Consider the following 12,127-nt stretch of genomic DNA (forward strand, 5'->3'; position numbering starts at 1 on the left):
TTTGACAGCTCAAGCCATACGGAACGGATCGCGCGTAGCGCCCGTCAGCTCTATCCAAACCGACTTTGTCTCAAGAAAATCCAGTATCGACTCAACACCGTTCTCGCGTCCAAGGCCGCTACTGCCAAATCCACCAAAAGGCACGCTCGGCGATACAGCGCGATAGGAATTGACCCAAACCGTACCCGCGTTCAGCTTGTGCGCCACCCGGTGCGCGCGTTGAATATTCATGGTCCAAACAGAACCCGCCAGTCCGTACTCAGTGTTGTTGGCCAACTCAATGGCTTCTTCCTCAGTATCAAATGGCATCACACACAACACAGGTCCGAAAATTTCTTCTTTCACAACACGCATTTCCGGATTGACATCGGTGATGACGGTTGGGTTGATAAACCAACCCTGCTTGTTCGCATCTACGCCGCCCGTCAGAATCGTGGCGCCCTCCGACTTTGCGCTCTCCAGAAATTCACTAATGCGATCGAACTGGGGCTTATTTGAAATAGGGCCCATTTCTGTATCAGCCGCTTGCGGATCGCCCACCTTGATAGTATTGGCTCGCGCAACGATGCGGTTCACCACATCGTCCATCAAACTACGATGAATAATCAGGCGCGATCCCGCCATGCATGTTTGGCCGCCGGCAGCAAAAATACCTGCGATTACGCCATTGGCAACTGCCTCGGGGTCAGAATCCTCGAAGACGATCTGAGGTGACTTGCCGCCCAACTCGAGCACAACACCGTTCAACTGACTACCGGCCGCCTGCGCTACTGCACGGCCTGTTGCCGTTGATCCAGTAAACACAACCTTATTTACGCCAGGATGTGCAGCCAGGTGAGCGCCAAGATTTCGATCCAGCCCCGTTACAACGTTAAACACCCCATCGGGAATCCCCGCTTCTTTGACAAACCGACCAAACGCCAAAGTAGAGGCGGGCGCATGCTCCGAAGGCTTGATAACAAACGTGCAGCCAGCGGCCAACGCCGGCGCCAACTTCATCGCCATCAGCATCATCGGCGCATTCCATGGCGTGATTGCGGCAACCACACCCACTGGCTGACGTTGGGTGTAAACGAAAAAGTTGTTCTTGTCGGTAGGAATCGTTTTACCTTCCAGTTTGTCTGTCAGGCCAGCAAAATAATTAAACCATTCGGGCAGATACTTCAGCTGAAAAATCATCTCGCGATAAAGCTTGCCCGAATCCCGCACCTCCATACGCGCCAGGTACTCAGCGTTCTCGTCAATCAATTCACCCAGACGACGGATAAGTTTTGCACGCTGGAAGCCAGACATCGCCCCCCAAGGCCCCTTCAACGCCTGACGCGCGGCTGTCACGGCAGCGTCAATATCCTCCGTACCGGCATCCGGAATTTCTGCCCAGTTCTCGGTTGAAAAAGGATCCGCTGTCATGAATGTCTTGCCCGATTTCGCAGGCAAATATTCACCGTTGATGTACAGTTGAAAATGCTCGATAGCGTTGGTTGCAGCCGTTTTGGCATGAGTCTCAGACATCGTTGTCTCCGTGTTGACTGTTTTTAAGAATGACGGTTGTCGTTAGCATGCAGTCTAAGTAAGCACACATAAAAAATCGATTGAAAAATAGGCAGTAAGCCATATCCAGGAGTAATATCCGAACTAACCCTAGTGCCTCATATCCTCCCCTTGAGCGCTGCGGGGCTCAATCATCAACATAAAAGAGCGAGACATGAATCTGGGTTCTTTTCAACGCCAAGTTCACCTCCGACAACTCAGGTTGCTGGTCACCATTGCCGAACAAGGCTCTCTGGCCAGAGCGGCCGATGCGCTGCACATTACACAACCCGCCGCAACAAAGACACTTCGCCAACTCGAAGAAATCATCGGTGACAGCCTTGTCGAACGCGGAGCTGGCGGAAGTGTCCTGACCCCTCTTGGCCACGTGCTTTATCAACGAGCACAGTCAATCATGACTGAAATCCGAGAGGCGGAAGAAGAAATGGGTCTTTGGCACGCCGGCGGTGCAGGACACGTCACCCTGGGCGCGATGCCGGTTTCAACACCTGCGCTTATTCCCAAAGCGCTGCTGTTACTGGCAAAAGAAGCCCCAAGGGTTACCGTAAGAGTTATTGAAGGCAGCTCTAACACACTGCTGGAGAAGCTCGGACAGGGCGAACTCGATCTAGTGACTGGCAGATTCTGGAAGGGCGAGGATCCGTCGGTTATTACTGAAGAGCTCTACGAGTCTGCGTTTAAACTACACACGCGCACCACTCACCCTCTAACCCAAAAACAAACCCTTACCCTCGAAGAGGCCTGCAGCTATCCTTGGTTAATGCCACCGCCCGGTGCCCATATTCGGTCCGCCTTGGACGATATGTTTCGCGGGTTACACCTCAAACCACCCACGCACCAAGTCGAGTCCACCTCGTATCAAGTCTTCCGTAATCTCGTCCTGAACTCCGACGTCATAGCACCACTTCCGATCGAAGCATTGCTCGAAGAGGTTCAAGCGGGCCGCATGACATATATACCAATTCACCTACCATTACGCCTTCCGCCGATCAGTATCGTTCGACACAGCAAACGTGTACCCTCTCCGGCGATGCTTACGGTTATGCAGCAACTACGCGAGGCCAGTAAAAAAATAGGGGATATCGAAAAAACATAAAAAAAGGCGGCAATCGCCACCTTAACTTCTCGTCACGCCACAATTGCTTTCGGTATTTGTGTTTTTCCTGACGACGGGGACCGAGTCTGCGCACGCTCCGCTTCCATCATGCTTCGCAGTACGCGCTTATAACGCTCAATGCCGACATCCGACTCCAGGCTCACTTCTTTTAGTGTCCTTCCAGCACGCAGCATTGCTTGCTGTTGGGCACGGATCATGTCGTGGTCCTGCTCAACAAACGCGTAACGGCGCATTTCCGCGATCTGCTCCCGAATTTGAGTATCCAGCGGTTCGCCATGCTTAACCGGATTCTGGCGAACGGCCACAAAGTGATACCAGCACGTTGTTTCGGTCTCGGGGGTAAGGAAGTGAATCCCGTAAACGCCTGTCCCTTCCACGCGGGACGCTCCGGGACGCGTCACACCATTATCATTCACCAGACAAGCAGGCGGCTGCCAGGTGATATTGGTCCACAGGTCGACCGGTTGACCATCCCGTAAAAACTGAAGGTCGTGAAACTTGGTCACGGGCACGTTACGGGCAATACGGTCGACCGAAACGCGATTGCCATTCTGCTCAACCTTGGTATCCGATTTGATCGTAGCCTCGTTGCCTAACAAACCATCATGCAAGAACGAGGTATGACTCAAGTCCATCAAGTTATCCACGACCAACTCAAAGCCTGCCTCCATTTTCATCCAGTCGCGGCGACTCACCAGCTCTGGTTGCGCATCGTCGATCAACTGGAAATCAGGAATGAGATCCGGATCAGCGGCTTGATCACCCATCCAGATCCAGATCATTGAATGTTTCTCTGCAACAGGATATGCCCGGGTGTGTGCAGCCGACGGGATTCTCTCTTTCCCGTGAGGATTGCGGACACACGCCCCGCTCCCATCGAACTCCAAACCGTGGTAACCACAGCGGATTTTGCAACCATCAACAAGATAGCCTTTGTGCAAAGGCGCAAAGCGATGCGGACAGATATCGTCTAATGCCGAGACCTTGCCATCGGTTGAACGAAAAAGTACTACCTGTTCGCCCAGATAAATTCGACCGACGATTTGGCCTGGCTCGAGATCCTGGGACCACATCGCTGCGTACCAGGTATTCCGAAGGTAATTCATTGTGCTGTCTCCGAGAAATTCATGTGTCTTTAAACTGGATTTGGGCAGGCAACCCACAAGGCTTGAACCCCTTGATTTGTGAGCTCAGTCTAGACAGACGGCTAAAGCTTGAATAGCATCTTTGTGGTTTGGGCCGATAACCTGGAGTTAACAGTGCGATTAGAACAACTACGGTACATGCTGAAAATTGCCGAGGTCGGGAGCCTGCGCAAGGCCGCAGCGTTGCTTGGCGTCAGCGCGCCCGCGCTGACCAAAAGCCTTCGGCTCCTCGAAGACGAACTACAAGCGCCGCTATTGAACAGGACGCCTAAGGGCGTTGTACTCACAGAGTTCGGCCGAATCGTCACAACGCGTGCGCGCACCGCCTTCATTGAAATTGATCACATCGCCGACGAAATCAGAAGCATCAGAGGTGAGAGTGGTGGGCGCATCCGAGTTGCCGTGTCTCCCATTACCGCGGTGTCGATCATCCCTTCCGCCGTGCGACGGTTTCGTAAAACCTATCCAGAGGTCGTCATCACCGTCATGGATGGGTTGTACCCAAAAGTGTTACCACTAATTCGCGAACGCGAAATTGACTTTTCCGTAGGCCCACTACCCGAGCCCATGCTTGGCCCCGAATTTGCAGTCGAACAGCTATTCCTCTCAGAGGTCAGCATCTGCTGTCGAATTGGGCACCCGCTCGCCACTGCAAAGTCACTGGTTGACTTGGAAGACGCCGCTTGGGCCACATCGGGCCCCGAAGAAGGGCCTGGCAACTTATTCAAGCCCAAGTTTCAACAATTAGGGATCATGCCTCCCAAAACAATTCTGCATTTCGAATCGATTCTTTCATTACTGGCTGCAGCCCTCAAAGAGGATCTGGTATTCGTCATGCCCAAAAAGATCGTCGAACATCCTTTTCATGCCAATCACATTTGCCAAATCCCCCTGCGTGAGCAATTTCCCGGCGTACCCATTTATTTGATCAAAAACAGCCAGTCACCACTTAAGCCCGTTGCAGAAGCTTTTGCCAAACAAGTTAAACGTACACCTCTGGGATAACGCCTAGGGGAAATACCGATATTACCTTCAGTAATGGCAGCATAACTATTTTTCAATCGCGCTCATACCGCAGCCCACCTTAGACTGTCTTCCAGGCAACCTGCAGTAACTTGAACAGCAACACGTCCCCTTGTTGTCCTCGCGTCTTATGCGAGGTAGCCGAGTGCGCACAACCAAAAATACCCGCCTTCATAAGGCCGGGGAAGGAGACACCATGTTCATCAAGAAAATCGCTATTGCCGCCACCCTGGCCTTGGCCGCCAACATGGCACCAGTACACGCCGAAACCACCCTGCTTTTTAATGTATTTGTCCCCCGCTCCAACAACTTCCACAAAGTTGCCGAGCAGTGGGCCAATGATGTCAAAACAGCAACCAATGGCGAAGTCATCATTAACTTCACCGCAGGAAACATGGCGCCACCGCCCGAGCAACTCGAGGCCGTCAAATCAGGCGTATTCGACATTGCGTTCATCGCAAACATATTCCTCAAAAACAAGGCCCCATTGCTTCAAGCAACCATGTTGCCCTGGTTAGTCAACAAGTCAGAAAATGCATCCGTTGCGCTCTGGAACATTTACAAGCAACACATAGAGCCCAAGGCACCATTTCCCGATGCCCACCTGTTGACTCTATTCCACTGGGAAGGTGGTCATGTGGCCAGCATTACCGACACAGCCATTAATAGCATCGATGAACTCAAGTCGCGCAAAATGTGGGCGTTGCCTGGACCTCCTGCGGATACGTTAAAGACGTTGGGCATGAGCCCGGTTGCCACCCCGGCAATACAAGTCGGCGAGATGGTTTCACGAAAAATCGTATCCGGCTACACAGGAATCGCGCCAGAAATCGCTAGAGACTTCAAGGCGGGCTCCTACACAAAATCCATTACCCGATTCCCCAGGTCAATTACGTCGACCAGTTTCTCGGTATTCATCAACAAAGACAAATGGAACGCACTCAGCCAAAAAAACAAAGACGCTATTTCATCGGTATCCGGCGAACACTTTGCCGCGATGGCAGGTGCGGCCAGCAATCGTGAGATGCAAGCCGCATTGGACGAAATGACCAAGCATGGAGTCAAAGTTGTACAAGCAGACCCAAAGTTCTACGAAGCTCTGCAAGCTGCCGCCACGCCGCAGTTTGATGCAATGCGTGAAGAAGGTAAACGACTCGGCGTTGATATCGACGCCATGCTGGCCGACTTTATCCAGAAGTCCGACGCCCTGAACTGACCACAGGTCGTGGCCCGGGCCGCGGTCGTCTTAAAAACCCAAAGAAACCAGGTCTGATACGTGCGCCCCCCCGAAATGGAGAAGAGCCGAAGTATCCAATGCGGGGAGGTATTTGAGGGTACCCCTAAATCTACCCCCATGTGGGGGTATATGCCCATACCTTGATGTCTAAACATACAAACGTAAAAAACCCGCAATGTGTTTAAACATGCGGGTTTCTATACTGTTGTCTACTGTTGTAAACGAATTCTTGGCGGACAGAGGGGGATTCGAACCCCCGATACGCTATTCACGTATACACGCTTTCCAGGCGTGCGCCTTCAACCACTCGGCCACCTGTCCTAATCGCTTTTAACTACTTGCAGGCAAGGCACAAAGCCTCACCAAAGCGAAGTCCGCCATTTTAACAGAAATACGGCAAAATCAAAAACCTATACCGTCTTGCTCACCATGCGCTCAACATAACGCGCAATCATGTCAATTTCCAGGTTAACCGCACTACCCGCCTTCAAATGCTTCAGCGTCGTCACTTGCACCGTATGCGGAATCAGGTTGATCCGGATCTCGCAGCTACCATCGGCTGCGTCGTCGACCTGGTTTACCGTTAAGCTGACCCCGTTTACCGTAATCGAACCCTTATAGGCCAGATATTTCGCCAAACTGGCCGGCACCCGAATGCGTAAGTCCCACGATTCCCCCACCGGCTCGAAACGCACGACCTCGCCCAGGCCGTCGACATGGCCCGACACCAGATGCCCGTCTAGTGAATCGCCCATGCGCAACGCATGCTCCAGGTTCACCTCGCCGATCGCATCCAACCCCGCCGTCCGGTTCAAGCTCTCGCGAGACACATCGACCTTGAACGTTGAGCTCGTAAACTCGACGACTGTCATGCAGGCGCCTTGAATCGCGATTGAATCACCCAAGCGCGTATGTTCGAGCGGCAATCCACCCGCCTCAAGTGTCAGGCGCACGCCCGCGTCATCTTCGCCGGCCTTCAGCGGTTGAACATCAACAATCTTGCCAACCGCCGCAACAATCCCTGTAAACATAAATCACACCCTAAGTCAGTGGGCCGGCACTGTATGCCCACCCGATAAATCAGTTGATACCGCCGCCAGCAGATCAGCCCAGCGATCGGCGCGGCGCGCACGCACACGCAAATCGGGGCCAATACCAACCGGCGCTAAAAAATCGTAACGCTGGACGTCACCCAAACCACTTAACCCAGGCAGCGCAAACATACCCTGCCCAGGGCCCAGCACCATGGGTGCAAAATACACCAGCAATTCGTCGACCAGGCCCGCCTGCAGCAACGCCCCGTGCAAACGCGCACCCGCCTCGACATGAATCTCGTTGAACTCATTGGCGCCCAACCACTGCATGACCGCCATCAAATCGACATGGCCATCGTGCTCGGGCAGCACCACCACCTGAACACCGCAATCGGCCAGCCGTTGTGCTTTGTCGTGATTGACCACGCAAGTAAACACCAGCACCCGCCCGCCGTCGAAAAGCCGGGCGGTTTCAGGCACCTGGAAATGCGTATCGACGACAGCGCGAACCGGCTGGCGCGGCGTGTCAACCTCGCGCACGGTCAACTGCGGATTATCGGCCAGCACCGTGCCCAGGCCTGTTAACACCACACAACTACGTGCCCGCCAGTGGTGGCCGTCGGCACGAGCCTGAGGCCCCGTAATCCATTGTGACACCCCGTTAACCAGCGCAGTCTGCCCATCGAGCGACGCCGCCGACTTAACCCATACCCACGGCGCTTTGCGCGTCATGCGCGCCACAAACCCGGGGTTCAATTCAAGCGCCTCATCGGCACAGACCGGCACTGACACCTCGATACCCGCTGCGCGCAACCGGGCAACGCCACGACCACTGACCAAGGGGTTGGGGTCGGACATGGCAATGACCACACGTGCAGGACGCGCAGCCACAAGCGCATCGACACACGGCGGCGTGCGACCAAAATGACTGCAGGGCTCGAGCGTCACATATACCGTAGACCCGGCGACATCGACGCCGCGCTCTTGGGCCTGCCGCAACGCCATGACTTCGGCATGTGGGCCGCCCACGGCTTGCGTCGCACCAGACGCCAACAATTGGCCGTCTTTGACAATGACGCAACCAACGCGTGGGTTAGGATTGGTCAAGAAAAGCACACTCGCGCTAAGCGAAATGGCCTGACGCATCCAGTGAAGATCGATCTCGGTTACCCGTGACATAGCGGGCACGCCACCAGCGCCGCCCGCCATCATGCACCCTTTGATGCGCGACTGCCCGAGACAGGCTCGACCTTAATTTCGTCAATAGCTTTGACGAACTCGTTGATATCTTCGAAACTTTTATAGACTGAGGCGAACCGCACGTAGGCCACCTGATCAAGCTTGATCAGTTCGTTCATGACCAACTCGCCCAAATAGCCCGTTGAAACTTCGCGCTTGCCACTCGTCAAGAGGCTTTCTTCAATACGCGCTACGGCTGCATCGACTTGCTCGGTACTGACTGGCCGCTTTCGAAGCGCAAGCTTCAGGCTACCACGCAATTTTTCAAGATCGAACTCAGTGCGCGTACCATTTCGCTTGACCACGGCGGGCATCGACAGCTCGACCCGCTCGTAGGTGGTGAAGCGCCGTTCGCAAGCCGTGCAACGGCGGCGCCGACGAATGGTATCGCCCTCTTCGGAAACGCGAGAGTCGATGACCTGTGTGTCGGAACCATTACAGAACGGGCATTTCATGGTTTAGACAGGCCTGGCGCAACACACACGACAGGCCTGACCCTTGAGGGATTAGCGGTAAACCGGCAGGCGCGCGGTCAATTCGTTGACGCGTGCACGCACGTCGGCAATGACGGCTTCGTTTTCAGGATTGTCGAGCACATCGGCAATCAGGTGAGCGGTGAGTTCGGCCTCGGCTTCTTTGAAACCGCGCGTGGTCATGGCAGGCGTACCCAAACGAATACCGCTGGTGACAAAGGGCTTTTCGGGGTCGTTGGGAATAGCGTTTTTATTAACCGTAATATGCGCCTGACCCAAGGCCGCTTCAGCCACTTTGCCGGTAATCCCCTTGGGACGCAGATCGACCAACATCACGTGGCTTTCTGTGCGACCTGACACAATACGCAGGCCACGCTCGACCAGCGTACGAGCCAAAACGTCGGCGTTTTTAACAACCTGTGCCGCGTAAGTTTTGAACTCGGGTTGCAAGGCTTCTTTGAAAGCCACAGCCTTGCCCGCAATAACGTGCATCAACGGGCCGCCCTGAATGCCGGGGAAAATAGCCGAATTGATGATCTTTTCGAACTCGGCCTTCATCATGATGACGCCGCCGCGAGGGCCGCGCAGCGATTTGTGCGTGGTCGATGTAACGAAATCGGCATGCGGAAAGGGGTTGGGGTAGGCACCGCCAGCAACCAAGCCCGCGTAGTGGGCGATATCGACCATGAACAGCGCGCCGTTATCGTGTGCGATACGGGCCATACGTTCGAAGTCGATACGCAGCGAATAGGCCGACGCCCCGCCGACCACCAGCTTGGGTTTGTGGGTTTTAGCCAGCTCTTCCAGCTTGTCGTAGTCGATGGCTTCGTTGGCGTCGAGGCCATACGAAATAAAGTTGTACAGCTTGCCCGATGCGTTAACCGGCGAACCATGCGTAAGGTGGCCACCTTCGGCCAGGCTCATGCCCAATACGGTGTCACCGGGCTTAAGCACCGCCATGTAAACGCCTTGATTCGCCTGCGAACCAGAGTTGGGCTGCACGTTGGCCGCTTCGGCGCCGAACAATTCTTTCAGACGATCGATCGCCAGTTGCTCGACGATGTCGACGTACTCGCAACCGCCGTAGTAACGCTTACCTGGGTAACCCTCGGCGTACTTGTTGGTCAGTTGGGTGCCCTGAGCCTGCATAACGGCGGGGCTGGTGTAGTTCTCGGAGGCAATCAGTTCGATATGCTGTTCCTGACGAACATTTTCCTTTTGAATGGCGGCCCACAATTCGGGGTCGACGTGATCAAGCGTACGCGAGCGGTCAAACATGAAGAATCCTAGGAAGTGCAAAATAAAGGTCAAACGGCATTTTAACCCGGCCGCCTGTAAACCACCTAAGCGCTGGCAAGCGCCGGGTTCAGGGTGTATTTGCCGGTAAGGGCCGCCTGCGCAAGCACATGCCCCTGAATAGCACGCAACACATCGGGGCCCGTAAAACGGCCCTCGAGCGGAACGCGTTCGATATCAAGGGCATACACCGTGAACACGTAACGGTGAACAATGGCGTCGTTCCAGGGGGGGCACGGGCCGTCATAGCCGAAGTAATCGCCGCTCATGTCGCGGTCGGCGGCAAACCAGCCGGTGTAGTCATTAACGCCCTGACGGGTATCGTTGGCGGCCAAAGGGCCACCCTTGCCACGCGGCGTGATGCCGTCCGAATAAGCACCCTCGGCGATTTCACGTACCGATCCGGCCACATCAATCAGCACCCAATGGTAGAAATCGACGCGCGGCAAACTGGCGGGCACTTCGCGCCCCTCTTGGTTGACGTCGTCCCCCTTGCTGGGCACGTCGGGGTCGTGGCACACAACGACAAAAGATTTTGTCCCTTCGGGCGCATCGACCCAGGCCAGGTGGGGGTTGCGGTTACCCGCAAGGGCGATATGCGATTCGGAGTCGATCTTCCCGAAAGCGTTAGCTTGCGGAATGAACTGCTGGTCGGCAAAAGATTTACTGGTCAGTTTCATAAGGCCTCCTGAATGCTGGACCGGATCATGCTACAGAGTATTTGGCGTGCCGCAACCGAAAAATGGCGACCGGATTTAAGCAACCGTGACACGGGCAAACTTGCGCTTACCTACCTGCACCACATAGGTGCCGGCCGGCAACTGCAAACCCTTGTCTTCAATGCGTGTGCCATCGACACGAACCCCGCCTTGCTCGACATTGCGCTGAGCTTCGGCGCCCGACGCAACCAGGCCGGCTTCGCGCAGCACTTTAAGAATACCCAACGGCGCCCCCGCCAACTGCACTTCGGGCATGTCATCCGGGATAACGCCGTCGCGGAAACGCGCCTCGAAACGCGCCAGGGCTTCGTGGGCGTCTTTCTCGGAGTGGAAGCGCCCTACGATTTCTTGCGCGAGCAAAACTTTAGTGTCGCGCGGGTTGGCGCCGTCGTTCACGGCCTTTTGCAGAAGCGCAATTTCGTCTTGGGTACGGAACGACAACAGTTCGAAATACCGCCACATGAGCGTATCGGAAATAGACATGAGCTTGCCAAACATGCTGTCAGGCGTTTCGGTAATGCCGATGTAATTTCCTTTGGACTTCGACATTTTATCGACCCCGTCGGTGCCTTCGAGCAACGGCATGGTCAAAATGCACTGCGGCTCTTGGCCGTATTCTTTTTGCAACTCGCGCCCGACCAGCAAGTTGAACTTCTGGTCGGTACCGCCCAGTTCGAGATCGGCCTTAAGCGCAACCGAATCGTAGCCCTGCATGAGCGGGTAAAGAAACTCGTGCACCGAAATAGGAATGCCCTGCTTGAAGCGACGGGTAAAGTCTTCGCGCTCCATCATGCGCGCCACGGTGTAGCGGGACGCCAGCTGAATCATGCCTCGTGCGCCCAATGGGTCACACCATTCGGAGTTATAGCGAATTTCGGTTTTGGATGGATCGAGAACCAGACTGGCCTGGGCGTAATAAGTCTTGGCGTTTTCCTGGATCTGTTCGGGCGTGAGCGGCGGACGGGTGGCGTTACGACCACTGGGGTCGCCAATCATGGAGGTGAAGTCACCAATAAGAAAGATGACGGTGTGCCCCAAGTCTTGCAACTGACGCATTTTGTTCAACACCACCGTGTGTCCCAAATGGATGTCGGGAGCGGTAGGGTCGAGCCCCAGCTTAATACGTAACGGCTGACCTGTGGCGCGACTGCGGGCGAGCTTTTTTACAAATTCGCTCTCTACCAACAACTCGTCGCATCCTCGCTTAACTACGCGCAAATCCGCTTCTATTTCGGGGGTAATGACAACTTCTGGCGACGACATATAACGACCGTTGATAAGAAAATATGAAAA

General features: G+C 54.8%; 11 protein-coding genes and 1 tRNA gene. 3 read left to right on the forward strand and 9 right to left on the reverse strand.

Annotated features, from left to right (window positions below; translation table 11 throughout):
• Positions 1-9 precede the first annotated feature (9 nt).
• Entirely contained in the window at positions 10-1,512 is a 1,503-nt protein-coding gene (locus PuT2_RS02300) for an aldehyde dehydrogenase (RefSeq protein WP_093969402.1), read from the reverse strand.
• A 193-nt stretch (positions 1,513-1,705) separates the two neighbouring features.
• Between PuT2_RS02300 and PuT2_RS02305 the strand changes: the two genes are divergently transcribed.
• On the forward strand, positions 1,706-2,647 hold the full coding sequence (locus tag PuT2_RS02305) for a LysR substrate-binding domain-containing protein (protein ID WP_093969403.1): 942 nt from the start codon (positions 1,706-1,708) through the stop codon (positions 2,645-2,647).
• 32 nt (positions 2,648-2,679) lie between these two features.
• On the opposite strand, the gene PuT2_RS02310 is transcribed toward PuT2_RS02305, so the two are convergent.
• Positions 2,680-3,774: an aromatic ring-hydroxylating dioxygenase subunit alpha gene (locus PuT2_RS02310; RefSeq protein WP_093969404.1), complete on the reverse strand. Its 1,095-nt coding sequence runs from the start codon at positions 3,772-3,774 to the stop codon at positions 2,680-2,682.
• Positions 3,775-3,927: 153 nt separating this feature from the next.
• On the opposite strand from PuT2_RS02310, the gene PuT2_RS02315 reads away from it, so the two are divergent.
• Entirely contained in the window at positions 3,928-4,818 is an 891-nt protein-coding gene (locus PuT2_RS02315; protein ID WP_143516091.1) for a LysR family transcriptional regulator, read from the forward strand.
• A 214-nt stretch (positions 4,819-5,032) separates the two neighbouring features.
• Complete coding sequence (dctP, locus tag PuT2_RS02320; RefSeq protein ID WP_158213999.1) at positions 5,033-6,052, forward strand: TRAP transporter substrate-binding protein DctP; 1,020 nt, start codon at positions 5,033-5,035, stop codon at positions 6,050-6,052.
• 251 nt (positions 6,053-6,303) lie between these two features.
• On the opposite strand, the gene PuT2_RS02325 is transcribed toward dctP, so the two are convergent.
• From PuT2_RS02325 to tyrS, 7 genes are all read right to left on the reverse strand, one after another.
• A tRNA-Ser gene (locus PuT2_RS02325) sits at positions 6,304-6,394 on the reverse strand.
• Positions 6,395-6,483: 89 nt separating this feature from the next.
• On the reverse strand, positions 6,484-7,104 hold the full coding sequence (locus tag PuT2_RS02330; protein ID WP_093969407.1) for a riboflavin synthase: 621 nt from the start codon (positions 7,102-7,104) through the stop codon (positions 6,484-6,486).
• A gap of 15 nt (positions 7,105-7,119) precedes the next feature.
• Positions 7,120-8,286: a bifunctional diaminohydroxyphosphoribosylaminopyrimidine deaminase/5-amino-6-(5-phosphoribosylamino)uracil reductase RibD gene (ribD, locus tag PuT2_RS02335; RefSeq protein WP_093969578.1), complete on the reverse strand. Its 1,167-nt coding sequence runs from the start codon at positions 8,284-8,286 to the stop codon at positions 7,120-7,122.
• Positions 8,287-8,315: 29 nt separating this feature from the next.
• Entirely contained in the window at positions 8,316-8,801 is a 486-nt protein-coding gene (gene nrdR, locus PuT2_RS02340; RefSeq protein ID WP_093969408.1) for a transcriptional regulator NrdR, read from the reverse strand.
• A 51-nt stretch (positions 8,802-8,852) separates the two neighbouring features.
• Complete coding sequence (gene glyA, locus PuT2_RS02345; protein ID WP_093969409.1) at positions 8,853-10,097, reverse strand: serine hydroxymethyltransferase; 1,245 nt, start codon at positions 10,095-10,097, stop codon at positions 8,853-8,855.
• 65 nt (positions 10,098-10,162) lie between these two features.
• On the reverse strand, positions 10,163-10,795 hold the full coding sequence (locus PuT2_RS02350; RefSeq protein WP_093969410.1) for a YbhB/YbcL family Raf kinase inhibitor-like protein: 633 nt from the start codon (positions 10,793-10,795) through the stop codon (positions 10,163-10,165).
• 75 nt (positions 10,796-10,870) lie between these two features.
• Complete coding sequence (tyrS, locus tag PuT2_RS02355; RefSeq protein ID WP_093969411.1) at positions 10,871-12,097, reverse strand: tyrosine--tRNA ligase; 1,227 nt, start codon at positions 12,095-12,097, stop codon at positions 10,871-10,873.
• Positions 12,098-12,127: the final 30 nt, after the last annotated feature.

Origin of the sequence: Pusillimonas sp. T2, from assembly GCF_002236805.1 — a bacterium.
Taxonomy (GTDB): Bacteria; Pseudomonadota; Gammaproteobacteria; order Burkholderiales; family Burkholderiaceae_B; genus Neopusillimonas.